Below are 22,960 nucleotides of genomic sequence, written 5' to 3'. Positions count from 1 at the left end.
ACGTTCCGCACCGCCAGACGGTTTCATTGCGTCCTGTGATCGCGGGGGCGGCGCGCCGGGGTTTGTCCACAGGCTGTGGGCAGCCGGGCCTACGCCTGCTCGCGCACGGCCGCCGCGTACACCTCGATCGCGGGCCTCGGGGCGCGGCCGAGCAGGCGGCGCAGCTCGCCGGTGTCGGTCGCGCCGAGGAAGCCGTGCGCGATGGCGGAGTACGTGCCCACCAGCATCGGCACCTGGAAGGGCTCGGCGCCGGACGCGGCGAGGGCCGCCCGGGCCCCGGCGAGCGTGCCGGGCTCGTACGCAGTGGAGGTGGCGGCGGCCAACTCGGCGCCGCCCAGGGCGTGTTCGCCGACCAGCTCGTACGTCCGGCCGGCGTGGGCCGCCGGGTCCAGGGCGACCCGGGCCGCGATGTCGGCGAGGTCCTCGCGGGCGACCGCCGCGAGCCGGCCGTCGCCGAGCGGGGCGGTGATGCGGCCGTCCGCGCCGGGCGCGGCGAGGTTGGCTAGCAGCTCGGCGTACAGGCCGTTGCGCAGCACCGTCCAGCTCAGCGCGGACTCGCGCAGCCGGCGCTCGGTCCAGCGGTGGGCGAGCGCGTAGGGGAGGTGGTCGCCGGGGGCGGCCAGGCTGGTGTAGACGACGTGGCGCACGCCCGCGCGCTCGGCGGCCGAGATCGCGGCGTCGTGGCGGGCGACGACCGTGTCGTCTTCGCCGTACCCGGCCGAGACGAGCAGCAGGGTGTCGACGCCCGCGAAGGCCTCCGGCAGCGAGGTGGGCTCGTCGAAGTCGGTGCGGCGGGCGCCGGGCAGGGCCGCGCGAGTGCCGATGAGTATGTCGTCGCGGCCGGCGAGGCGCCCGGCGATCAGACCGCCGAGCCCGCCGGAGGCCCCCGTGATGAGCAGCATGGAAGCTCCCCCGTTTCGTTGTCGCGTTCGTTTGCTGGGACGATCGTGATCGACAGCGAGCGGATCGGTAAGGAGGCACTTTCATGTCAGTGGGGCACACCGCCGTAACCACCCCGGCCCCGGCCGAGCCGGTCATCAGCTGCGAGACGCCGCAGGAGGAGTGCGGGGTGCGCGACGTACTCGACCGCCTCGGCGACAAGTGGTCGGTGTACGTGGTGGTCGAACTCGCGGCAGGCGTGCACCGCTTCCGTCAGTTGCAGCGGGCCGTGCCCGGCATCTCCCAGCGCATGCTGACGCTCACCCTGCGGCGCCTGGAGCGCGACGGGCTGGTGAAGCGGACCGTGTATCCGACGGTGCCGGCACAGGTCGAGTACGAGCTGACCGCGATGGGCCACAGCATGACGCACCTGATCAAGGCGCTCGCGGACTGGTCGATCGACCACCGCGGCGCGATCGCGGACGCCCGGCGGTCCTGGGACGCGGAACACGAGGCTCCCTGATGGAGGCCGTGGACCGCGCGTTCGCGGCGGCGCTGTACATCGAGGGGGACGCGGCCCTCGACACCGGCGCCTCGCTGCTCGCCGCCGCACCGGATGCGGATGCCGAACTCGCCCTGCGCGGGCGGGAGTTCGTGTGGCGCGCCTGGGGCCGTGGCTGGCAGCCCGCCGATGTCGTACGGATCGTACGGCGTGACCTGGACGAGCCGCACGTACGCATTCTGAGCGGGCTGATCCGCGACGAGCTCGGGCGCTACGAGCGGCTGCCCGCGCGATGGCAGGGGCAGGTGGACGAGCTGCCCGGCGAGGTGTGGCGGGCCGACCGGTTCTCGTACGCCACCGCCGTGCTGGAGCTCTACCGGCTGCTGCTCGCGCTGCCCGCGATCGAGCCGGCCGGGCCCGCGCCGGGGGCATCGGTGCTCGGGCCGCCGGTGCACGGCGAACCCAAGATGCTGGGCCGCATCCGAGCCCTGCTCGCCAAGGCCGAGGCGACCGGGTTCCCCGAGGAGGCGGAGGCGCTCTCCGCCAAGGCGCAGGAGCTGATGGCGCGGCACAGCGTGGACGAGGCGCTGCTCGCGGGGCGCGGGCCGGGCGACGAGGTGCCGGGGGCCTGCCGGATCGGGGTGGACGCGCCGTACGAGACGGCCAAGGCGATCCTGCTCGACGCGGTCGCGTCGGCGAACCACTGCCGGGCGGTGTGGAACGCGGAGCTCGGCTTCTCGACGGTGGTGGGTTTCGAGGCCGACCTGGACGCGGTGGAGCTGCTGTACACCTCGCTCCTCGTGCAGGGCACGGCGGCGATGACGAAGGCGGAGGCCGCGCAGCGGGCGGGCGGACGCAAGCGCACGAAGACGTTCCGCCAGTCCTTCCTGCTCGCGTACGCGGGGCGGCTCGGCGACCTGCTCGCGGCGACCGCCCGCGACGTGGAGGCGGAGTTCGGGAGCTCGCTCCTTCCGGTCCTTGCGACGCGGGCGGTGGCGGTCGCGGGCCGGGCGGAGGAGATGTTCCCCCGGACGGTGTCGACGCGGGTGCGGGGCGTCTCCGACGAGTCGGGCTGGAGAGACGGCCGCGCGGCGGCGGACCGAGCGCATCGAGGACGGCCCGGGTTGCCTCGGGGAGGCTGAGGGGGCCCCATCCCGTGACGGGGTGGGATGGCTCGGGCCTCCTGGGGCGGAGCCCCAGCGCACCCCGCCGGACGGCAACCTCGCCCCCGGAGCCGCGGAGTGTTGCGGCGGGAAGAGGTGGGGAGGGGGCAATGGGGTCTGGGGCGGAGCCCAGCTCAGTCCGCCGGGTCGATTCGCCGGGGCGCACCCCGGGCGGCCCGGAATGCCGGGCTCGTCCCACTTCCCGATACCCTCGGGATCATGAGCTGGCTTCGGGCGCTGAGGGAGACCGCCCGCTCGGGGCTGAAGGTCGAGCGGCGGCGGCTCGAACCTCTCGTCGCGCTGCGCGCAGCCGCGGGGCTCGCCATCGTCGTCGGCATCAGCCTCACCCTCTTCGGCCCCTCCGTCGCCGCAAGCTCCGCGTTCGGCGCGTTCCAGGGCGCCATCGCCACGTACCAGCGCAGCTGGCGCCCGAGGCCCGTGCTCGCCCTCGCCTCGGGGCTCTCGCTCGCGATCTCCACCTTTCTCGGATATCTCGTCGGCACCCACTCCCCGTTCTTTCTCGTGCTGCTCGCGCTGTGGACGTTCCTGGCGGGCCTCGCCTGGGCCGTCGGCCCGACCGTCGGGGTCATCGCCTCGTCCAACGTCGCGATCATGCTGGTCACCGTCACCCTGCCGAGCTCGCTCGTCGAGGCCGCAGGCCACGCCGGGATGATCGCGTTCGGCGGGGTCGTCCAGGCCGCCCTCGTCGTCCTGTTCCCGATCCGCAGATGGGGCGCCCAGCGCGACGCGCTCGCCGACGCCCTCGCGGCGGAGGCCGACTACGCGCGCCGGCTGCGGCACGACCCCCTCGCCCCGTTCGACCCACAACCCCTGATGACCGCCCGGCTCGCCGCCGCCGTCACCCCGCGCGAAGCTCGCCGCCGCCCCGCCGAACTGCACGGCGCCCGCGGCGTCGCCGAGCGGATCCGGCCGGTGCTCGCCTCGCTCGCCGACCCCGCGCTCGGTGTCCCGGAGGAGGGCGTCGAACGCGCGAGGGTTCGGGAACTGCTCGCCGCCGCTGCCACCGTCCTGGACGGCGCCGCCCGGGCCATCCGGCACGGCGAGGCACCCGTCATCCCACCCGCCGCCGAGGCCGCGCTGGCCACCCCCGACACCGGCGCCATCCTCACCGGCCCCGCCCGCCGCGCCGCCGCCCGGCTCACCGCACTGCTCGCGGACGTCGTCGAAACCGCCCAGGGCAGCGGCACCGGCGCCGGAGCGGAACCCCTGCTGCGTCCCACCCTGCCCCACCTGGTCCCGCTCGCCCTGCGCACCATGCGCGACGAGCTGGGCCACCGCCGCTCCCCGGTATTCCGGCATGCGGTACGGGTCTGCGCGGTGGCGACCGCGGGCTATCTGCTCGGCCATGTCCTGCCGTTCGGCCACGGCTACTGGGCCCCGATGGCCTCCGTGATGGTCATGCGCCCCGACTTCTCGCTCACCTACGCCCGCGCGGTCGCCCGCTTCGGCGGCACCCTCGTCGGCGTCGCGCTCGCCACCGGCATCGTCCAGCTCACCCACCCGGACACCGGCCTGTCCGCCGCCATCGCGGTGACCTGCGCGTTCCTGGCGTACCTGCTGATGAGTACGGGCTATGCGGTGCTGAGCGGCTGCGTCTCCGCGTACGTCGTGTTCCTGCTCGGCATGGGCGGCCTCCAGTGGACCCAGACCGTGCCCGACCGGGTGTTCCTGACACTGATCGGCGGGGCGCTCGCGATGATCTCGTACGCCGTCTACCCGGCCTGGGAGACGTCGCGCCTGCGCACCCGGCTCGCCGACTGGCTTGCCGCGAACGGCCGTTACGCCTCCGCCGTCGTCGCCCACTACGCCGACCCGGGCCGCGCGTCCGGCGACATCCGCCAGGCGCTCCTTGACACGCGCGCGGCCCGCATCGCCTGGCAGGAGGCGCTCGACAAGGCCACCCACGAGCCGGTGCGGCACCGGGGCCTGTCGCGTTCGGCGGCCGAGGAAGCCGCCCACGCGCTCAGCCAGCTGGGGCGTACGGCCATGCTGATGGAGGCGCATCTGCCGGACCGGGACGCGGTGCCGGTGCCGGCCGCCGCGAAGCTCGCCGAGGCGCTGCGGGAGGCCACCGAGCAGGGGGCCAAGGCGGTGCGTGAGCGGCGCGTGCCGCGGTGGGACGGGGTCGAGCAGGCCCTGGCCGCCTGGGACGGCGAGGGCGTGCCCGACCGCGTGGTGCGCAGGGGCGCCGGCCTGGTCGTGCACTGCCTCGACGACCTGACCGATGCCCTGACTGAGCCCAACTCGCCTAAGTCTTAAGGGAGTTGGATGCTTGTCCGGTGTTACGGGGTCGGCAGGCCGGCCGTCGGGAGACCTGCCGTCGGGAGACCTGCCGTCGGGAGGTCGGTCGGGAGCGAGCCCGCCTTGCCCCGGGTGAAGGATTCCGTCCCGCCACCCTCCCATTTCACCTCAAGGTTGCCGCCCTTGATCGTGGCCATGCCCTGGGTGCGATCGGTGTTCCCGTCGGCGCACTTCAGGGTCAGCATCGTCATGCCCGAAGTCTCGGCGACGGTGCCGGAGCACACGTGCGGGGAGAGCAGGGCCACGCCCTTGTCCGCGATGGCCATGGCGACGGTCTTGCCGCCGCTCGTCGCGGTCCAGCTCCCCTTCAGGTCACTGGACTTGGCCGGAGTGCCGTCGCCGCCCGGAGCCGACGAGGAGCTGTCCGAGCCGGACGGTGACTTGGCGGCCGGCTTGTCGTCGCTCTTGCTGCTGCCGCAGCCGGTCAGAACGAGTGCGGCCGCGAGTCCGGCGGCGGCGAATCCTGCGGTACGTATGTGCCTGTGCACGGCTTGTCTTCCCCCTGTGAACGCTGTTCGGGACCGCAGCAAGTTACCAGCCGGAGCGGCTCGGCCCACCGGGAGGATTCCCCCACCCCACCCCACCCCACCCCTTCCCGCTGAGACACTCTGCGGCTCCGCCGCGTGGCCTCCGGGGGGAAAGGTGCTCCTGGGGCGCTCCTGGGGCTCCGCCCCAGGCCCCGTTCGCGCCTGAAGGGCGCTCGTCCTCAATCTCCCCCAAGGCCTTAAGGGCCAGGGGGACCCCCATGACGGGCTGGGTATGCCTGCACGGGCACCCTGCGAAGGTCACCCCTGCCAGTGGAGCGGGGAACGGCCCGCAGCCCGTGCAGGTCCTCGACCGGATGCCCCACGACGAGGCATGAATTCCAGAGGCATTGATTCCAGTTGTGAAGACCCTCACGGCCTGACGACGGCCGGGTCGACCAGTTTTTCGCCCGCCCGCGAAGGCGTGGCGCGCCTTCACCGATCCCGAGCTGGTCGCCGAGTGGCCGATGGCGGGCGACTTCCGCCTCGAAGTCGGTCACCGCTGCACGATGCCGTCCGCTGGTCCGACGCCCTCGCCGGAAGCGCCGCCGGTAACCCGGCCGACTGGACGGTCACCTGGACGCCTGAACCAGAGGGCCGCGGAACGCGTCTCTCCCTCGTGCACGAGGGATTCGATCCGGACGACCCGGCACAGATGAAGGCGCGCAAGATCACGGGCGGGGGCTCGTGCGCGCGCAGGAGGGGCGGCAGGGCGGCTGTAACCGCCCGGGCACCCCGCGTGCACGTGCATCTTCCCATGCAGGCGCACATGAACACAGCTATGATCCGGGGCAGTTGACCATTCACAGTTGCACGTCTGCACATCCCGGGAGCGACCTTGCACCACGCGTACAACGGCATGGCGGCAGCGGAGCTTCAGGGTGTCGCGTGGCAGAAGAGCCGGCACAGCAACTCGCAGGGATCCTGCGTCGAATTCGCCAAACTGCCGGGCGGAGGGGTGGCGGTACGCAACTCACGCCACCCGGACGGGCCTGCCCTGGTCTACACCAGGGCGGAGATAGAGGCGATGCTGCTCGGCATCAAGGACGGCGAGTTCGACCATCTGATAGCCGACTGAGGGCGGCCGACGGACGGCAGCTCACGGATGACGACGCACCAATGGCAACTCATGGCTGACAGCTCATGGCCGGCAATTCAGAGCCGTCGGCCAACAAGCGACGGCTGACAGTCGGCCGACTTTGAAATGTGTCAGCTCACTCCGCCGGTGCCAGCCGGAACAGCGCCCATACGACCTTGCCGCTGATCGCTCCCGACAGCGGGTGCCAGCCCCAGCTGTCGGCGAAGGACTCGACCAGGAACAGGCCGCGGCCGGACTCCGCGCCGAAGTCGTCGCTCTCGCGCTCGACCGGGCTCTCGTTGCTGGGGTCGCGTACCGCGCACACCAGCCGGCTCGTCCAGCGCATGAGATGGAGCCGCACCGGCACCTCGGTCTCGCGTGGGGTGTCGGCGGGCAGCGCGTGCCGCAGCGCGTTGGTGACGAGTTCCGAGACGACCAGGGCGACATCGTCGAAGCACTCGCCGAGGCCCCACTGCGTGAGCGTCGACCTGGTGAACTTCCGTGCCCCGCGCACCGCTTCGTAACGGGCGGGCAGCGCACAGGACGCGGAACCCGCCACGGTCGAGGGGTCGATGGGGGGAAGCGCCTGCCTTAAGGGCTCAAAAGGCTCCAGCATGGTCGATCCATTCGTCCCCATGCGAGGCACTCCCGTGGTTCGCGGCCGTGGCGGTACAGGACGCAAGCGACTAGACGCAGTTGAGCACGCAGGTGCGCGGGGACCATGGTTCCGAATGCTTCGGCCCGATGCAAGGGCAGATGCACGTGCACGCGACCGACCTGTCCCCCACCGTGCCGTTTCTTGCTCATTTCTTCCCCAGAAGTTCCTCAGGCCGATTTCACTCCTTGACCATTTCCGTAATCACGCGGGTACGGGGTGAAGCGTTTTGATGGCAGACTGCCCACCACCATTGGATGGGGAGGACGGCGAAGTGAGCGCAGGGGAGGCATGGGGATCCCCCCGGCCGAGCGCGGTCGAGGCCGGCGGAGGTTCGGTGGTCCGGCGCATTCTGCTGGGCTCTCAGCTCAGGCGCCTGCGCGAATCGCGCGGCATCACGCGGGAAGCAGCCGGCTATTCGATCCGGGCGTCCGAGTCCAAGATCAGTCGTATGGAGTTGGGGCGGGTGAGCTTCAAGGCCAGGGATGTCGAGGACCTGCTCACGCTCTACGGCGTCGGCGACGAGGCGGAGCGCATGTCGCTGCTCGGCCTCGCCAAGGAGGCCAACATCGCGGGCTGGTGGCACAGTTACGGCGATGTGCTGCCCGGCTGGTTCCAGACATATATCGGCCTGGAGGGCGCGGCCTCACTGATCCGCATCTACGAAGTCCAGTTCGTGCACGGCCTGTTGCAGACCGAGGCGTACGCCCACGCCGTGGTCTCACGGGGCATGCAGGGTGCGCCCGCGGCCGAGATCGACAAGCGCGTCGCGCTGCGTCTTGAGCGGCAGAAGGCCCTGGTGTCCGAGCGGGCCCCGCAGTTCCACGCGGTGCTCGACGAGGCCGCGCTGCGGCGCCCGTACGGTGAACGGGACGTGATGCGGGGGCAGTTGAAGCATCTCATCGAGATGTCGGAGCAGCCCAACATCAACCTTCAGGTCATGCCGTTCAGCTTCGGCGGGCACGCGGGGGAGAGCGGTGCCTTCACGATGCTGCGGTTCCCCGAGTCCGACCTGTCGGACATCGTGTATCTCGAACAGCTCACCTCCGCACTGTATTTGGACAAGCCGGAAGAGGTCGCACAGTACGAACGGGCGATGGCCCGGCTCCAGCAGGACAGCCCGGACCCGGAGGAGAGCCGCGATCTTCTGCGCGGACTCCTCCAACTCAGCTGACTCATCAGTAGGATGACGTCACATCAGGCCAGTGACGCGATTGACCGCGCGGAGCCGGCGGACACAGCAGTAGGGGATGGCATGTCCTTCTTCACCGACCTCGCCCACCAGTTCATAGACGGCCAGTGGCGCACCGGCAGCGGGTCGTGGGACATCATCGACTTCGATCCGTACAACGGGGAGAAGCTCGCCGCCATCACCGTCGCCACCGTCGAAGAGGTCGACGAGGCCTACCGTGCGGCCGAGCGCGCCCAGCGTGAATGGGCCGATACCAATCCGTACACCCGCAGACTCGTCTTCGAGCGCGCCCTGCGCATCACCGAGGAGCGCGAGGCGGAGATCGTCGAGGCGATCATCACCGAGCTCGGCGGCACGCGGCTCAAGGCGGTGTACGAGGTCCATCTCGCGAAGGAGTTCCTGCGCGAGGCGATCCAGCTGGCGCTGCGCCCCGAGGGCCGGATCCTGCCGTCGCCGGTCGACGGCAAGGAGAACCGCGTCTACCGCCTCCCGGTCGGCGTGATCGGGGTGATCAGCCCGTTCAATTTCCCGTTCCTGGTCACCGTCAAGTCCATAGCCCCCGCACTGGCGTTGGGCAACGCGGTCGTCATCAAGCCGAACCAGAACGCGCCGGTCGTCGGCGGCGGGCTCATAGCGAAGATATTCAAGGACGCGGGGCTGCCGGCCGGGCTCCTGAACGTCCTGGTCACCGACATCGCCGAGATCGGCGACGCGCTGATAGAGCACCCCGTGCCCAAGGTGATCTCGTTCGCGGGCTCGGACCGGACCGGCCGTCACGTCGCCTCGGTCGCCGGCAGCCATTTCAAGCGCGTCATCCTGGAGCTGAGCGGCAACAGCGCCCTGGTCGTCCTCGACGACGCCGACCTCGACTACGCGGTGGACGCGGCGGTTTTCAGCCGCTTCGTCTATCAGGGCCAGGTCTGCATGGCCGCCAACCGGATCCTGGTCGACCGGTCGATCCTGGAGGAGTTCACCGGCAAGTTCCTCGCCAAGGTGACCTCGCTCAGAACCGGCGACCCGGCCGACCCCGCCACCGACATCGGCCCCGTCATCAACAACTTCCAGGCGGAGGCGCTGACTTCACTGGTCGACCAGGCCCTCGCCGAGGGCGCGACCGCGCTCGTACGGGGCCGCACGCGTGGCAACCTGGTGGAGCCCACCGTGCTCACCGGACTGCCCGCCGACTCTCCCGTGCTGCGCCAGGAGATCTTCGGCCCGGTCGCCCTGCTCATCCCGTTCGAGGGGGAGGAGGAGGCCGTACGCATGGCGAACGACAGCCCGTACGGACTCAGCGGCGCCGTGCACACCGCCAATGTGGAGCGCGGGGTGCGGTTCGCCAAGCGGATCGACACCGGGATGATGCACGTCAACGACTCGACGATCCAGGACGAGCCGCTGGTCGCCTTCGGCGGCGAGAAGTACTCGGGGCTCGGGCGGCTGAACGGCGACTCGACGGTCGAGGCCTTCACCACCCAGAAGTGGATCTCGGTCCAGCACGAGCGCAGCCCGTTCCCGTTCTGACGGATATCGGCGGGCGGGCGATGACAGATATCGGCGGGCGGCTGGCAGAGGACAGAATCTGACCTCTTTCCTTCGTAACGTGTTTCTTGTCAGCCGGCCGGTACAGCAGGCCGGCACACCGGATGCAGCACTCGAACGAAGGCGGTCGGATCATGCCCACTCACGTTCCCGCAGAGGCGCACGGCGACGAGCGCGGCGCTCTCCTCAGCTTCGTGGAAGCCCAGCGCGGCGGGCTGCGCCGCGCCGTCCTCGGTCTCACCGAGGAGCAGGTCACCAGCCGCCCGAGCGCCAGCGCGCTGTCCCTCGGCGGACTGATCAAGCACGTCGCCGAGACCGAACTGAACTGGCTGCGGATGGCGCAGCAGCGCCCCAACGAGAAGCAGCGGGACCAGTCGAACTGGCACGAGAGCTTCCAGCTCATGGGCGACGAGACCACCGCGGGCATGCTGGTCTTCTGGGACGAAGTGGCCGCCGAGACCGAGGAGTTCATCCGCAAGGTCCCCTCGCTCGACGACACCTTCCCGCTGCCGCCGGCGCCGTGGTTCCCGAAGGAGGGCCGGGTCTCGATGCGCTGGCTGATGATGCACCTCGTCGAGGAGACGGCCCGGCACGCCGGGCACGCGGACATCATCCGCGAGTCCATCGACGGCAAGACGGCGTTCGAGCTGGTGGATCTCGCGAACGGCTGAGCGCGCCGGGGCCGCAGACGGTTCGTGACAGCCGAGGTCACCAACCGCTGCGGCGGCTCATGAACCGCTGCGACGGCCGAGGCCGCAGGCAGCCGTGACAGGTGGGGCCATAGGCTTGCGGCCATGTCAAGCATCCGTCTCCTCGTCCTCGGCGCGGTACGTCAGCACGGCCGGGCGCACGGCTATCAGGTGCGCAACGACCTGGAGTACTGGGGCGCCCACGAGTGGTCCAACGCCAAGCCGGGTTCGATCTATCACGCGCTCAAGCAGATGGCGAAGCAGGGCGTCCTCCTCGCCCATGAGGTGGCGCCCAGCACGGTCGGCGGGCCGCCGCGCACGGAGTACGAGCTGACGGATGCGGGCCGGGAGGAGTTCTTCCGGCTGCTGCGCGAGGCGCTCGCCTCGTACGACCAGAAGATGGACGTCCTGTCGGCGGCGCTCGGCTTCATGGTGGACCTGCCGCGTGCCGAGGCGGTCGCCCTGCTGCGCGACCGGCTGGACAAGCTGGCGGGCTGGCGCGCCTCGGCGACGGAGTACTACACGCCGGAAGAGGGCCCGGGCCAGCTCGGCCACATCGGCGAAATCATGAACATGTGGGTCCACTCCGCGGATGCCGAGGCGGAGTGGACCCGCGGCCTGATCGCGCGGATCGAGGGCGGGGCGTACGTCTTCGCGGGCGAGGGGGAGCCGTTCGTGGGCATCCTGGCCGAGGGCGAGGAGAACCCGTTCGCGACGGGGGAGCGGGACCCCGGGGACGATCTCTAATCAAGTTTGACGAGTGGGGGGCGGTCGGTTATCTTCGATTGAGTAATCAAGTTTGATTACCTAGCGGGAGCGGCTGAATCGCGAGAGTTGTTGAGCCGCGAGTGCTGTTGAAGGAGAAGAGATTGCCCGACGCGGACGTAAACGGAAACTCGATCCTCGTGGAGGAAGTGGGCAAGCGGTACGGGGCGAAGCGGGTGCTCGACGGGCTCGACCTGGCCGTGCGGCGCGGCACGGTGCACGCGGTGCTGGGGCCCAACGGGGCCGGCAAGACCACGGCGGTGCGGATCATGACCACGCTGTTGCGCCCCGACGCGGGCCGGGTGCTGGTCGCGGGCCACGACGTACGGCGGGAGGCGGGTGAGGTGCGGCGGCGGATCGGGCTGCTCGGGCAGCACGCGGCCGTCGACGAGGAGCTGGGCGGGCGGCAGAATCTGGAGATGTTCGGCCGGCTCCATCATCTCGGGGCGCGCCGGGCGGGGCAGCGGGCCGATGAACTCCTCGCCCGTTTCGGCCTGGCGGACACAGGCCGCAAGGCGGTGCGGCACTACAGCGGGGGCATGCGCAGGCGGCTCGACCTGGCGGCGTCGCTCATCACCGACCCGGAGGTGCTGTTCCTGGACGAGCCCACGACCGGGCTCGATCCGCGCGGCCGGGCGGAGGTCTGGGAGGCGGTGCGCTCGCTGGTGGGCGGCGGCACGACGGTCCTGCTGACCACGCAGTACCTGGAGGAGGCCGATCAGCTGGCCGACCGGATCTCCCTGATCGACGGCGGCCGGGTGGCCGCCGAGGGCACGGCGGACGAGCTGAAGGCGACGGTGGGCTCGGACCGTATCGAGGTGGTGGTGAGAGACCCCTCTCAACTGGCCGATGTCGTACGGGTGTTGAGGCTTCCCGGGGTGGCTGTGGACCGCGACCGCCGCTTGCTGAGCGCGCCGGTCGCGGACCGGATGGGGGTGCTGGTCGATGTCGTACGGGAACTGTCGGCGGCGGGTATCGAGGCGGAGGACATAGCGGTGCGCAGGCCGACGCTGGACGAGGTGTTCCTGTCTCTGACGAAAGGTGGGCCGGTGGGGGACGGCGAGTCTCCGCCGGAACGCGAGCGGGGCGAGCGGGGGGTGGCGGTGTGAGCGCGGTCGGCTGGGTGGTCGCGGACTCCTGGACCATGACGCGGCGCGAGATGGCGCACTGGGCGCGGCAGCCGGTGCAGGTGGTGGTCGGGCTGGTCTTCCCCGTGATGCTGCTGCTGGTGTTCGGCTATCTGATCGGCGGCGGGCGGGGCGTGTCCGGCCCGTACGTCGACTTCCTGGTTCCGGGGATGCTGGCGCTGACCATGGCGTTCGGGCTCGAAGGCACGATGCTGGCGGTGACGCAGGACCTCAACAAGGGGGTAGTCGACCGGTTCCGCTCGATGCCGATGGTGTCGGGGACGGTGCTGGTCGGGCGGGCGGTGGCGGACATGCTGCAGTCGGCGGCGGGGCTGGTCGTGATGATCGGCGTGGGGTACGCGATCGGGTGGCGACCGGACGGGGGCGCGGGCCTGCTCGCGGCGCTGGGGCTGCTCCTTCTGTTCCGCTTCGCAATGCTCTGGGTCGGGATTCACCTGGCGATGGTGGCGGGGCGGCCGGAACTGGTGCAGGCGGTGCAGATCCTGGTGTGGCCGGTCGGCTTCCTGTCCAACGCGTTTGCCGTGCCTGCGTCGATGCCGGGGTGGTTGGGGGCGGTCGTGGAATGGAACCCGCTGTCCGCGACGGCTACGGCGGTGCGGGAGCTGTGTGGCCCGGGGGTGGGGGGTTCGTCCTGGGCGGCCGAACATGCGGGGGTGTTGGCGGTGGGGTGGCCGGTGGTGCTGGTGGGGTTGTTCTTGCCGCTGGCGGTGGGGCGATTCGGGAGGCTGAACGGGTAGGGGGCTTGCCCCTCCGGGGGTGGGGTCGAGCGGTTCGGCGGGGTGCGCTGGGGCTCCGCCCCAGACCCCGGTTTGGCCCCTCCCCGCCCCTTCCCTAGACCCTCCGGGGTGGGTGGGGGCGGCTCCGGCCGAGAGGGGTGTGGGTGGGTTCGGCTCCGGCCGGTGACGGGTGGTGCTTTCGGATGCGGGCCGTGGGTGGCTGGTCGTGCCCACGCGGCGGAGCCGCAAAATGTCACAGCCCCGCGCCCCTAGCGGGATTGACCTTGGCAGGGTGCATCCCCGGCCCGCCAGACGAACACGGACCGCAGTCCCCAGCCCGTCCCGCGCACGGGCACGTCAGCCCATGTCCAGCCCGTCCGGCGATCGCGGGCACGAGCTCACCGCTGGCCTGTCCGGCGATCATGGACACCAGTTCATCCCCGGCCCGTTACGCGAACACGGACGTCAGCCCACCCCCAGCCTGTCATGGGGGTCCCCCCTGGCCCTTAAGGCCTTGGGGGAGTTTGAGGACGAGCGCCCTTCAGGCGCGAACGGGGTCCGGGGCGGAGCCCCGAAAAGGGGTGCAGGGGACGAAGTCCCCGCAAGGGGTCTGGGGCGCAGCCCGAGGGCTCAACCTCTCGACCCCCGTCACGGGCGGGAGGGCGGGCGAACCCCCCCCGGGGTCTGGGGCGGAGCCCCAGGGGCATTTCATCCTGGGGAACGGGGTGGGCGGCCCCCAAGGGGCTAGTGGTGGAACGCTGTTGCTACCGATTCGTCCCGGCCCAACGGGCCGGCCTGGCGGCGGAGTTCCGGCAACAACCGCCCCAGGTCCTCAAGCAGCAGCGCCCCCAGGTCCGAGGAGAACCCGTTGCGGCACACCACCCTCAGCACCGACAGGTCCTCCCGGTTCGCCGGGAAGGTGTACGCCGGCACCAGCCAGCCCCGCTCGCGAAGGCGCCGCGACACGTCGAACACGTCGTACCGGTGCACCCCCGGCGCCGTCGTGAAGGCGAACACGGGCAACTCGTCGCCCCGCGTGAGGAGTTGGAAGTCGCCGAGCGCCTCGATCCGTTCCGCCAGCGTCCGCGCGACGTCCCGCGTGGTCTGCTGCACCGCCCGGTAGCCTTCGCGCCCGAGCCGCAGGAACGTGTAGTACTGGGCCACCACCTGCGCCCCCGGCCGCGAGAAGTTCAGCGCGAAGGTCGGCATGTCGCCGCCGAGGTAGTTCACCCGGAAGACCAGTTCCTCGGGCAGCTCCGCCGCCGTGCGCCACAGCGCCCAGCCCACCCCCGGGTACACGAGCCCGTACTTGTGCCCGGAGGTGTTGATCGAGGCCACCCGGGGCAGCCGGAAGTCCCACACCAGGTCCTCGTCGACGAAGGGCGCGACCATCGCCCCGGACGCCCCGTCGACGTGCACCGGGATGTCCAGACCCGTACGCTCCTGCAAATCGTCGAGTGCCGCGCACAGCGCGCCGATCGGCTCGTACGACCCGTCGAAGGTCGAGCCGAGCACCCCGACGACGCCGATCGTGTTCTCGTCGCAGAGCGCGGCCGCGGCCCCCGGGTCGAGGTGGAACCGGTTGCCCTCCATCGGCACCTGCCGCGCCTCGACCTCCCAGAAGTTGCAGAATTTCTCCCAGCACACCTGCACGTTCACGCCCATGACGAGGTTCGGGCGGGCGTCGCGCGAGGGGTAGCGGTCGGCGTTCTTCTGCGCCCAGCGCCGCTTGAGCGCCAGCCCCGCCAGCATGCACGCCTCGCTCGACCCGGTCGTCGAGCAGCCGACCGCGGTGCTGGGGTCCGGCGCGTGCCACAGGTCGGCGAGCATGGCCACGCACCGCCGCTCCAGCTCGGCGGTGCGCGGGTACTCGTCCTTGTCGATCATGTTCTTGTCCCGGCACTCCGCCATCAGCACCGTGGCCTGCGGCTCCATCCAGGTGGTGACGAACGTCGCCAGGTTGAGCCGGGCGTTCCCGTCGAGCATCAGCTCGTCGTGGACCAGCTGGTACGCGGTCGACGGGGCCAGCGGCCGGTCCGGCAGCCGGTGCCGCGGCGGCGCGGAGGTCATCGAGCCGACCGGGTCGGCCTCCCCGTAGAAGGGGTTCAGGGCGAGCCGCCCGTACTCCTTCTCGTCGACGTGCTCCTTCTCGCTGCCGCCGCGGTGCAGTGCCATGGAGGGTCAACCACCTTTCCAGGTAGGGGAGTTGGAGTGGGGGGGCGGGGCGTCAGTTCCGGGTCAGGATCACCGCGGTTCCGTACGCGCAGACCTCCGTACCCACGTCCGCCGCCTCCGTCACGTCGAACCGCATCATCAGGACCGCGTTCGCGCCGCGCGCCTTCGCCTGCGCCACGAGCCGTTCCATCGCCTGGTTCCGCGTCTCGACCAGCGTCTTGGTCAGGCCCTTCAGCTCGCCGCCGATCATGGACTTGAGCCCGGCGCCGATCTGGCTGCCCAGGTGCCGGGAGCGTACGGTGAGGCCGAAGACCTCCCCGATGACCTGTTGCACGGTGTAGCCGGGTACGTCATTGGTGGTCACCACCAGTACGTCCGACTGCGGGCCCTGTCCGCCGCCGTATTCCTCGATGCCCATGTGGTTTCCCCTTCGGTAGCCCTTGTCGGCCCTACCCAGCCTGCCCCTGGAACCACGAGTTCGCGCGCTACGTTGATAACTTTGGCTGCCGACGGCAGACAGCCCGCCCGATACCCACACCCAGGAGCCCGGTACCCGTGACTTCCCTTGCCCTCGGGCCGAGCTGGCTGGACCCCGACTATCTGCTCCAGACCTTCGGCCTGGCCGGCCTGCTGATCATCGTGTTCGCCGAGTCCGGTCTGCTCATCGGCTTCTTCCTGCCGGGCGACTCGCTCCTGTTCACCACGGGTCTCCTGGTCACCACCGGCAAGCTGGACACTCCGCTGTGGCTGGTGTGTGTCCTCGTGGTGCTGGCCGCGGTCATCGGTGACCAGGTGGGTTACCTCTTCGGCAAGAAGGTGGGTCCGTCCCTCTTCAGCCGGCCCGACTCGAAGCTCTTCAAGCAGGAGAACGTCGAGAAGGCCCACGAATTCTTCGAGAAGTACGGCCCGAAGTCGCTGGTCCTGGCCCGCTTCGTGCCGATCGTGCGCACCTTCACGCCGATCATCGCGGGCGTCAGCGGCATGAACTACCGCTCGTTCGTCACCTTCAACGTCATCGGCGGCACGCTGTGGGGCGCGGGCGTCACGCTGCTCGGCGCGGCCCTTGGCAACGTCGAGTTCGTGCACAAGAACATCGAGCTGATCCTGGTCGCGATCGTGCTGGTCTCGGTCGTTCCCATCGCCATCGAGTTCCTGCGGGCCCGCTCCAAGGCCAAGAAGAACCCGCAGGCGGCCGACGGCCAGGCGCCTCAGCGCGGCGGCCGTCACGCCAAGCGCTGACCCCGCTCCGGGAGGGGCCTAGAACCCGCGCGTCCGCTTCGCCGCCGCGCGGCCCGCGCCCGGGGCCCGCAGGAACAGGCGGGCGATCTCGTTGCCGAGGTTCACGCCGATCGCGATGGCCAGGGCAAGCGCCGCCGCCTTGGCGAGCGAGGCGATGCCCGTGTCCATGTGGTTCTGGGCGATCGAGAGCACCCCGAAGTACGTGGCGCTACCGGGCAGCAGCGGGCCGATGGCGGCGGTGACGTACAGCAGCGCCGAGGTGTTCCAGTACCGCGAGAGCAGCTGGCCGAAGAGGCCCACCAGGCCCGCCGCGACCGCCGTCGCCATGATCGGCGAGCCCTTCGCGGTGACCGCGATGGCGGCGTAGACGACCCAGGCGACCGCGCCGTTGGCGGCCACGATCAGCACGGTGGAACGATCCTGCTGGAGCAGGACCGCGAAGGTCAGACAGAGCACGAACGAGGCCAGGATCTGGACGACCGGGCGGTCGATGGGCTTGAACGTGCCCTCCGGGTTGAGCTCGGCGTGGATCTGGAGCCCGCCGTACAGGACGGTCAGGACGCCGACGACGATCGCGACGAAGAAGTACCCGACTTCGAGCAGCCGCGCCGACGCGGTGACGTAGAAGCCGGTCAGGCCGTCCTGCACGGCCGCCACCAGGGCCCGCCCGGGGATCAGCGCGAACAGGCCACCGGTGATCACCGCAGAGGGACTGAGGTCCCAGGAGGACTGCAGGCTGAGCGCGACGCCCATCGCGGCGGGCGGCATCGCGGCCACCACGAACTGGTAGAACTCCGGCAGCCCGCGGGACGCGCACAGCCAGGCGAGCCGGTCGCCCAGGACCGCGCCGACCGCCGCCACCAGGAACACCGCGACGCCGCCGCCGAGCAGCACGGAGGCCGCTCCGGCCAGGAGTCCGCAGGCGGTGGTCAGGACCCAGCCGGGGTAGGGGTGGCGGTTTCGCCGTATCTCCGCGAGGCGTCGGTAGGCCTCCTCCAGGGAGACCTCGTGCTCCTCGCTGGTCATGTCCGTGACGAGCCGGTGCACGGCGGCCAGGCGCGTGTAGTCGGTGCCGCGGCGGCGCACCGTGCGGTTGGCGGTCACCGGGTCGTCCACCAGGGACGGCTGGTGCGTGATGGCCAGCATGGTGAAGGTGACCGTCGGCTCGCAGCGGTCCAGGCCGTAGCTGCGGCAGATCGCGAACATCGCGGCCTCGACGTCCTCGGCGCCCTCGCCGCCGGAGAGCAGCAGCTCGCCGATACGCAGCGTCAGGTCGAGCACGCGGGGCACGGCGGGGCCGGTGTCGTCGTGCTTCTGCACCGGCTCGGCCACCGGCCGGTCGCCCACCGGCATCCGCAGCATGGTGCGCATCCGGTCCTGCCAGGGCGCGTCCTTGGACAGTCGCACCAGCGGCAGGCCCGCCGTGGTGATCAGGGCGTTCGGGGTGTCACGGGCGCTGTAGGTGCTCGGCGTCGCGAACGCGGAGGCCGGCTGGTCGGCGGGCGCCTCCACGACCGGGGCGGCTAGCCCCGCGGGCAGCGCGAACTCGGAGGTGGGCGATTCCTCCTCGGCCACCTGCGGCTGCTCCACGCCCTCGGGGGGTGCGAAGGCGCTGCGTGCCTCGTCGGACTGCGGCTTGCGGTCCTCGACCGCGTCGTGCTGCTCGGCCACCACTGGTCCCGTGCCTCCCTCCGGCCGCTTGGATGCGTGTGCCCAGTATGTGGTCGGTCATGAGCCGATACGACAGCGGGCGGCGCACCGTGAAGGTGCACCGCCCGCTGTTCACGGAAGATCGCGCGTCAGTGCGCGCCGCCCTGTGCCTCAAGGCGCTTGTAGGAGGCCTCGACCTCGGCCTCGGCCTCGACGCGGCCGACCCAGTTGGCGCCCTCGACGGACTTGCCGGGCTCCAGGTCCTTGTAGACCTCGAAGAAGTGCTGGATCTCCAGGCGGTCGAACTCGGAGACGTGGTGGATGTCGCGCAGGTGCTCCACGCGCGGGTCGGACGCCGGGACGCACAGCAGCTTGTCGTCGCCGCCGGCCTCGTCGGTCATCCGGAACATGCCGATCGCGCGGCACTTGATGACGCAGCCGGGGAACGTCGGCTCGTCCAGCAGGACCAGCGCGTCCAGCGGGTCGCCGTCCTCGCCGAGGGTGTCCTCGACGAAGCCGTAGTCGGCCGGGTAGCTGGTCGAGGTGAAGAGTCGACGGTCCAGGCGGATCCGGCCGGTCTCGTGGTCGACCTCGTACTTGTTCCGCGACCCCTTCGGGATCTCGATGGTGACGTCGAACTCCACGGGTGGCTCTCCTCCATGATCAGCACATGCATCGGACGGGTGCTGCGCCGATGCCATGTTCGCGGCAGGACGCAGTTCTGGTGATTAAGTGTCCCTCACGCAGGTGTGTGATCGCGAAAGGGGCTGGTCCTCGGTGCCGGGACCCAAGACATGGCAGCTCACAGCGGGTGCGGCGGCGGTCGGCCTGGCACTGGCGGCCGGAGCGGTGGCCGTGGCCGGACCGTGGGACTCAGGCCAGCGTACGGCCGAGCGTGACCGGGCCGCATCGTGGGGCACCAGGGGTGGCGCACATCACGGGCCCCCCAAGGATCCGGAAGCTCCGGCTCCGGCGCCGAGCGCGCCCAGCGTGCTCGCGGCCCTCGGCGCCCCGCGCGCGGCCCCCGTCCCGGCGGCCCTTCCCTCCGACCTGGACCAGCTGCTCGCCGACCCGGTGCTCGGCCCGAACCCGGCGGCCTCGGTCCTGGACACCGCCACCGGGCAGGTGCTGTACGCCGTCCGGGCGGACGCGGCCATGACGCCGGCGTCCACTGTGAAGATCGCCACCGCGACCGCTGTGCTCAGCGCGCTCCCGGCCGACCACCGCTTCGCCACCAGGGTGGTGGCCCCGCCCGGCTCCGCCGCGCTCACCCTCGTCGGCGGCGGCGACCCCACCCTGGACAAGGCGCGCCTGGCCGCCCTGGCCGACGACACGGCCCGCGCGCTGCGGGCGCGCTCGCTCGGCAACGTAACTCTGACGTACGACACCTCGCTGTTCAGCGGGCCCCCGGTGCATCCGATCGGGGCGAACGAGAACCTCGCGCCGGTCGTCGCGCTGATGACCGACGAGGGGCGTACCGACAATTCCGACAGCGGGCCCGCGACGCGCACCTCCGACCCGGCGGGCGACACCGCTCGGGCCTTCGCCGAGCTGCTGCGCGCCCGCGGGGTGCAGGTGGACGGGCCGGCGTCCGGCGCCGCGCCGGCCGGTGCCAAGCCGGTGGCGAGCACGCTGTCCGCGCCGTTGCCCGAGATCGTCGAGCGGATGCTGACCAACAGCGACAACGACATCGCCGAGGCCCTGAACCGCGCGACCGCGACCGCCACCGGCAGGCCCGCGAGCTTCGACGGCGGAGCCGAGGCCGTGCCCGCGCAACTCGCCAAGCTCCAACTCCCTTTGAACGGGGCCGTGTTCGCGGACGGCAGTGGCCTGAACCGGGTCGACAGGGTCACCGCGGGCCTGCTCACCCGGCTGCTCGCCAAGGCCGCCGACCCGGCCCGGCCGGAGCTGCGCCCGATCCTCACCGGCCTGCCCGTCGCCGGCTTCACCGGCACCCTCAGCGGCCGTTACGGCACGGCCTCCGCGGCGACCGGCCTGGTCCGCGCGAAGACCGGCACGCTGGGCGGCGCGGGGGTCAACACCCTGGCCGGGACGGTCGTGGACGCGAGCGGCCACCTCCTCGCGTTCGCGTTCCTGTCGACGGGCACGCCGGGCGCCGACCCGGTCCCCGTACAGAAGGCGCTCGACCGGCTCGCCACCCGGCTCACGGCGCACTGAGCGGCGCCAACCGGGTTCCCTTCAGGGGCCGACAACGTACGGTTGACGCATGACTGGCATCGGCGGTGCAGGTACCTCTGGGATGGTCGACTGGAACCTCGCGGTCGCGACCGCGACCCGACTGGTGCGGCCGGGTCCCGACGTGAGCCGCGACGAGGCGCGTGAGATCGTCGCCGAGCTCCGCCGGCACGCCAAGGCCGCCGAGGAGCACGTACGGGCGTTCACCCGGATGATCCCGGAGGGCGCCGAACCCGAGGACACCCCGGTCCTGGTCGTCGACCGGGCCGGCTGGGTGCGGGCGAACGTCGCGGGCTTCCGCGAGGTCCTGCGGCCGCTCCTCGACAAGATGCAGGAACGGCGCGGGAACATGCCCGGCGGGGCCGTGCTCGGCGCGGTCGGCGGCAAGGTCACCGGCGTCGAGCTGGGCATGCTCCTGAGCTTCCTGTCCTCGCGGGTCCTCGGCCAGTACGAGACGTTCGCGCCCGCGAGCCGCGAGCTCCCGGCGGCTCCCGGCGGCGGGGGCCGGCTGCTCCTGGTGGCGCCCAACATCGTCCACGTCGAGCGCGAACTCGATGTCGCCCCGCACGACTTCCGGCTCTGGGTGTGCCTCCACGAGGAGACCCACCGCACCCAGTTCACGGCCGTGCCCTGGCTGCGCGACCACCTGGAGGGCGAGATCCAGTCATTCCTCGGCGAGACCGAGGTCGACCCGATGACGGTCCTGGAGCGGCTGCGCGAGGCCGCCCAGTCGCTGGCCGGGGGCCGTCCCGAGGGCGAGGAGGGCGAGGAGGGGCGCTCGCTCGTGGAGCTGGTGCAGACCCCGGCCCAGCGCGAGATCCTCGGCCGGCTCACCGCCGTCATGTCGCTGCTCGAAGGCCACGCGGACTATGTGATGGACGGGGTCGGGCCGCAGGTCGTGCCCTCGGTGGCCGAGATCCGCGAGAAGTTCAAGGAGCGCAGGGCCAAGGGGGCCTCCCGGCTCGACATGGCGCTGCGCAAGCTGCTCGGCCTCGACGCCAAGCTGCGCCAGTACCGCGACGGCGAGCGCTTCGTGCGGGCCGTGGTGGACGAGGTCGGCATGGACGGCTTCAATCGGGTGTGGACATCGCCGAACACGCTCCCCACCAAGGCCGAGATCGCCAAGCCGGCGGACTGGGTGGCGCGCGTGCACCGCAAGGCGGAGTCCTGAGCGAAAAGCCGCCGGTAGGCGGGTGTCAACGCGGGAATCACCCATCCGAGGGACCGTGAGGCATGGGTAGGCGTGCAATGCTCGGGTAACGGCTCTGTTCTGTCACCATCTACGCACTCTGTGTGACTGAACGTCCCTCCTGCTCCCACTGCTCCCTCTGATTCCCCCCGCTTCCTCTCCGCACCAGAGGCACCCCCCAACACCGAAGGGCACCGGACATGGGTCCCCATCCTGCGGTCGCAGCGATACGCCTGGCGGTTCGCCGCGTACTCCACGACGTACTGAACGAACACTCCCGCGACCATGAGAGCGCCGCTGCCGCCGTGACCGCGGGAGCCTCTGCCGGTCCCAGGGCCGGCCTGCTCACCGCGCCGCCCGCGCCCCTCGTGCTCGTGGCCTGCTCCGGCGGCGCCGACTCCATGGCGCTCGCCTCCGCCCTCGCCTTCGAATCCCGCAAGCTCTCGCTGCGCGCCGGCGGCATCACCGTCGACCACGGGCTGCAACACGGCTCCGACCTGCGAGCCGCCGAGGTCGTGTCCCGCATGACCGGCCTGGGCCTGGAGCCCGCCGAGGCCATCGCCGTCCACGTGGGCCGCGAAGGAGGGCCCGAGGCCGCCGCCCGGGACGCCCGTTACGCCGCTCTGGACGCCGCCGCCGAGCGCCACGGCGCCGCCGCGATCCTGCTCGGCCACACCCGCGACGACCAGGCCGAGACGGTGCTGCTCGGCCTCGCCCGCGGCTCCGGCACCCGCTCCCTGTCCGGCATGGCCGCCGTCTCGGGGGCGGCCGGCCGCTACCGGCGCCCCTTCCTGGAGATCGACCGCCAGACCGCCCGCAAGGCCTGCATGGTGCAGGCGCTGCCGGTCTGGGACGACCCGCACAACGCCGACCCCGCCTACACCCGCTCCCGGTTGCGCCAGGAGGGCCTGCCCGCGCTTGAGAAGGCGCTCGGCAAGGGCGTCGTCGAGGCGCTCGCCCGCACCGCCCAGCTCTCCCGCGACGACGCCGACGCCCTGGACGCCTGGGCCCTCCAGGCGGACGCGACCGTACGGGACGACGCCGGGCTCCTGGACTGCGCGAAGCTGTACGCGCTGCCGCCCGCCGTGCGCCGCCGCATCGTGCGCCGTGAGGTCATCGGGGCGGGCTCGCCCGCCGGTTCGCTCTTCGCCCGCCATGTGGAGGAGGTCGACAAGCTGATCACCAGCTGGCGCGGCCAGCGGGCCATCAATCTCCCCGGCCGCGTCGTGGCCCGTCGGCAGGGTGGCAGACTGGTCATTCGGCAGAGCTGAGACCACGCACGTAACTCGGCTCGCGTACGGACAACAGAAACCCCCAAGAAAGCGGCCCGGGTGAACGA

The 22,960-nt window shown here is 71.4% G+C and carries 22 protein-coding genes; 15 read left to right on the top strand and 7 right to left on the bottom strand.

Annotation, left to right across the window (positions count from 1 at the left end; genetic code table 11):
• Positions 1–89 precede the first annotated feature (89 nt).
• On the bottom strand, positions 90–902 hold the full coding sequence (locus tag ACSHXC_RS17445) for an NAD(P)H-binding protein (protein WP_438292468.1): 813 nt from the start codon (positions 900–902) through the stop codon (positions 90–92).
• An 83-nt stretch (positions 903–985) separates the two neighbouring features.
• Here ACSHXC_RS17445 and ACSHXC_RS17440 point away from each other — a divergent pair, with 83 nt between their 5' ends.
• The 3 genes from ACSHXC_RS17440 to ACSHXC_RS17430 all read left to right on the top strand — a co-directional run bounded on the left by ACSHXC_RS17440 (position 986) and on the right by ACSHXC_RS17430 (position 4,824).
• Positions 986–1,402: a winged helix-turn-helix transcriptional regulator gene (locus ACSHXC_RS17440; RefSeq protein ID WP_344372626.1), complete on the top strand. Its 417-nt coding sequence runs from the start codon at positions 986–988 to the stop codon at positions 1,400–1,402.
• Positions 1,402–2,523, top strand: a complete 1,122-nt coding sequence (locus tag ACSHXC_RS17435) for a DUF2786 domain-containing protein (RefSeq protein ID WP_438292467.1) — start codon at positions 1,402–1,404, stop codon at positions 2,521–2,523. Before ACSHXC_RS17440 ends, ACSHXC_RS17435 begins: the two co-directional genes overlap by 1 nt.
• A gap of 240 nt (positions 2,524–2,763) precedes the next feature.
• On the top strand, positions 2,764–4,824 hold the full coding sequence (locus ACSHXC_RS17430) for an FUSC family protein (RefSeq protein WP_438292466.1): 2,061 nt from the start codon (positions 2,764–2,766) through the stop codon (positions 4,822–4,824).
• A gap of 23 nt (positions 4,825–4,847) precedes the next feature.
• Here ACSHXC_RS17430 and ACSHXC_RS17425 read toward each other — a convergent pair whose 3' ends face one another.
• A complete protein-coding gene (locus tag ACSHXC_RS17425; protein ID WP_438292465.1) occupies positions 4,848–5,354 on the bottom strand; it encodes a hypothetical protein in 507 nt (168 codons plus the stop codon).
• Between the two features lie 485 nt (positions 5,355–5,839).
• Between ACSHXC_RS17425 and ACSHXC_RS17420 the strand changes: the two genes are divergently transcribed.
• Entirely contained in the window at positions 5,840–6,049 is a 210-nt protein-coding gene (locus ACSHXC_RS17420; RefSeq protein ID WP_438296641.1) for a hypothetical protein, read from the top strand.
• Between the two features lie 179 nt (positions 6,050–6,228).
• Positions 6,229–6,468: a DUF397 domain-containing protein gene (locus ACSHXC_RS17415; RefSeq protein WP_114039138.1), complete on the top strand. Its 240-nt coding sequence runs from the start codon at positions 6,229–6,231 to the stop codon at positions 6,466–6,468.
• Positions 6,469–6,604: 136 nt separating this feature from the next.
• Here ACSHXC_RS17415 and ACSHXC_RS17410 read toward each other — a convergent pair whose 3' ends face one another.
• Entirely contained in the window at positions 6,605–7,105 is a 501-nt protein-coding gene (locus tag ACSHXC_RS17410; RefSeq protein ID WP_438292464.1) for an ATP-binding protein, read from the bottom strand.
• A gap of 292 nt (positions 7,106–7,397) precedes the next feature.
• Here ACSHXC_RS17410 and ACSHXC_RS17405 point away from each other — a divergent pair, with 292 nt between their 5' ends.
• The 6 genes from ACSHXC_RS17405 to ACSHXC_RS17380 all read left to right on the top strand — a co-directional run bounded on the left by ACSHXC_RS17405 (position 7,398) and on the right by ACSHXC_RS17380 (position 13,193).
• A complete protein-coding gene (locus tag ACSHXC_RS17405) occupies positions 7,398–8,297 on the top strand; it encodes a helix-turn-helix domain-containing protein (RefSeq protein WP_438292463.1) in 900 nt (299 codons plus the stop codon).
• An 81-nt stretch (positions 8,298–8,378) separates the two neighbouring features.
• Positions 8,379–9,836, top strand: a complete 1,458-nt coding sequence (locus tag ACSHXC_RS17400; RefSeq protein WP_438292462.1) for an aldehyde dehydrogenase family protein — start codon at positions 8,379–8,381, stop codon at positions 9,834–9,836.
• A gap of 152 nt (positions 9,837–9,988) precedes the next feature.
• Positions 9,989–10,525, top strand: a complete 537-nt coding sequence (locus ACSHXC_RS17395; RefSeq protein WP_438292461.1) for a DinB family protein — start codon at positions 9,989–9,991, stop codon at positions 10,523–10,525.
• Positions 10,526–10,648: 123 nt separating this feature from the next.
• On the top strand, positions 10,649–11,290 hold the full coding sequence (locus tag ACSHXC_RS17390; RefSeq protein ID WP_438292460.1) for a PadR family transcriptional regulator: 642 nt from the start codon (positions 10,649–10,651) through the stop codon (positions 11,288–11,290).
• A gap of 122 nt (positions 11,291–11,412) precedes the next feature.
• Complete coding sequence (locus ACSHXC_RS17385) at positions 11,413–12,417, top strand: ATP-binding cassette domain-containing protein (RefSeq protein ID WP_438292459.1); 1,005 nt, start codon at positions 11,413–11,415, stop codon at positions 12,415–12,417.
• A gap of 35 nt (positions 12,418–12,452) precedes the next feature.
• Complete coding sequence (locus ACSHXC_RS17380; protein ID WP_438296639.1) at positions 12,453–13,193, top strand: ABC transporter permease; 741 nt, start codon at positions 12,453–12,455, stop codon at positions 13,191–13,193.
• Between the two features lie 723 nt (positions 13,194–13,916).
• On the opposite strand, the gene ACSHXC_RS17375 is transcribed toward ACSHXC_RS17380, so the two are convergent.
• Both ACSHXC_RS17375 and ACSHXC_RS17370 read right to left on the bottom strand, forming a co-directional pair.
• On the bottom strand, positions 13,917–15,347 hold the full coding sequence (locus ACSHXC_RS17375; protein ID WP_438292458.1) for a glutamate decarboxylase: 1,431 nt from the start codon (positions 15,345–15,347) through the stop codon (positions 13,917–13,919).
• Between the two features lie 52 nt (positions 15,348–15,399).
• The gene (locus ACSHXC_RS17370; protein WP_438292457.1) at positions 15,400–15,765 is read right to left on the bottom strand and encodes a YbjQ family protein; all 366 of its coding nucleotides are present in this window, start codon (positions 15,763–15,765) and stop codon (positions 15,400–15,402) included.
• 137 nt (positions 15,766–15,902) lie between these two features.
• Between ACSHXC_RS17370 and ACSHXC_RS17365 the strand changes: the two genes are divergently transcribed.
• Complete coding sequence (locus tag ACSHXC_RS17365) at positions 15,903–16,586, top strand: DedA family protein (protein ID WP_438292456.1); 684 nt, start codon at positions 15,903–15,905, stop codon at positions 16,584–16,586.
• An 18-nt stretch (positions 16,587–16,604) separates the two neighbouring features.
• On the opposite strand, the gene ACSHXC_RS17360 is transcribed toward ACSHXC_RS17365, so the two are convergent.
• Entirely contained in the window at positions 16,605–18,257 is a 1,653-nt protein-coding gene (locus tag ACSHXC_RS17360) for a threonine/serine ThrE exporter family protein (protein ID WP_438292455.1), read from the bottom strand.
• Between the two features lie 128 nt (positions 18,258–18,385).
• Positions 18,386–18,880, bottom strand: a complete 495-nt coding sequence (locus tag ACSHXC_RS17355; protein WP_053731216.1) for an inorganic diphosphatase — start codon at positions 18,878–18,880, stop codon at positions 18,386–18,388.
• Positions 18,881–19,013: 133 nt separating this feature from the next.
• Here ACSHXC_RS17355 and dacB point away from each other — a divergent pair, with 133 nt between their 5' ends.
• From dacB to tilS, 3 genes are all read left to right on the top strand, one after another.
• Positions 19,014–20,414: a D-alanyl-D-alanine carboxypeptidase/D-alanyl-D-alanine endopeptidase gene (gene dacB / locus ACSHXC_RS17350; protein WP_438292454.1), complete on the top strand. Its 1,401-nt coding sequence runs from the start codon at positions 19,014–19,016 to the stop codon at positions 20,412–20,414.
• Positions 20,415–20,463: 49 nt separating this feature from the next.
• Positions 20,464–21,603, top strand: coding sequence for a zinc-dependent metalloprotease (locus ACSHXC_RS17345; protein WP_438292453.1), 1,140 nt, complete (start codon positions 20,464–20,466; stop codon positions 21,601–21,603).
• A gap of 218 nt (positions 21,604–21,821) precedes the next feature.
• Positions 21,822–22,892 carry a tRNA lysidine(34) synthetase TilS gene (gene tilS / locus ACSHXC_RS17340; protein WP_438292452.1) on the top strand — a complete coding sequence of 357 codons (1,071 nt, stop codon included), beginning with the start codon at positions 21,822–21,824 and terminating at the stop codon, positions 22,890–22,892.
• The last annotated feature ends 68 nt before the right edge of the window (positions 22,893–22,960 follow it).

Origin of the sequence: Streptomyces sp. HUAS TT7, from assembly GCF_051550175.1 — a bacterium.
Lineage (GTDB): Bacteria > Actinomycetota > Actinomycetes > Streptomycetales > Streptomycetaceae > Streptomyces.
The sequence above is the reverse complement of the archived record's forward strand: the minus strand, read 5'-3'. Positions and strand labels throughout refer to the sequence as shown.

Excerpts from the sequence above, each read along its gene's own strand:
- ACSHXC_RS17370 (WP_438292457.1), bottom strand. The coding sequence starts at position 15,765 with ATGGGCATCGAGGAATACGGCGGCGGACAGGGCCCGCAGTCGGACGTA.
- tilS (WP_438292452.1), top strand. The coding sequence starts at position 21,822 with ATGGGTCCCCATCCTGCGGTCGCAGCGATACGCCTGGCGGTTCGCCGC.
- ACSHXC_RS17345 (WP_438292453.1), top strand. The coding sequence starts at position 20,464 with ATGACTGGCATCGGCGGTGCAGGTACCTCTGGGATGGTCGACTGGAAC.
- ACSHXC_RS17435 (WP_438292467.1), top strand. The coding sequence starts at position 1,402 with ATGGAGGCCGTGGACCGCGCGTTCGCGGCGGCGCTGTACATCGAGGGG.
- ACSHXC_RS17395 (WP_438292461.1), top strand. The coding sequence starts at position 9,989 with ATGCCCACTCACGTTCCCGCAGAGGCGCACGGCGACGAGCGCGGCGCT.
- ACSHXC_RS17445 (WP_438292468.1), bottom strand. The coding sequence starts at position 902 with ATGCTGCTCATCACGGGGGCCTCCGGCGGGCTCGGCGGTCTGATCGCC.
- ACSHXC_RS17380 (WP_438296639.1), top strand. The coding sequence starts at position 12,453 with ATGACGCGGCGCGAGATGGCGCACTGGGCGCGGCAGCCGGTGCAGGTG.
- ACSHXC_RS17410 (WP_438292464.1), bottom strand. The coding sequence starts at position 7,105 with ATGGGGACGAATGGATCGACCATGCTGGAGCCTTTTGAGCCCTTAAGG.
- ACSHXC_RS17430 (WP_438292466.1), top strand. The coding sequence starts at position 2,764 with ATGAGCTGGCTTCGGGCGCTGAGGGAGACCGCCCGCTCGGGGCTGAAG.
- ACSHXC_RS17390 (WP_438292460.1), top strand. The coding sequence starts at position 10,649 with ATGTCAAGCATCCGTCTCCTCGTCCTCGGCGCGGTACGTCAGCACGGC.
- ACSHXC_RS17440 (WP_344372626.1), top strand. The coding sequence starts at position 986 with ATGTCAGTGGGGCACACCGCCGTAACCACCCCGGCCCCGGCCGAGCCG.
- ACSHXC_RS17400 (WP_438292462.1), top strand. The coding sequence starts at position 8,379 with ATGTCCTTCTTCACCGACCTCGCCCACCAGTTCATAGACGGCCAGTGG.
- ACSHXC_RS17375 (WP_438292458.1), bottom strand. The coding sequence starts at position 15,347 with ATGGCACTGCACCGCGGCGGCAGCGAGAAGGAGCACGTCGACGAGAAG.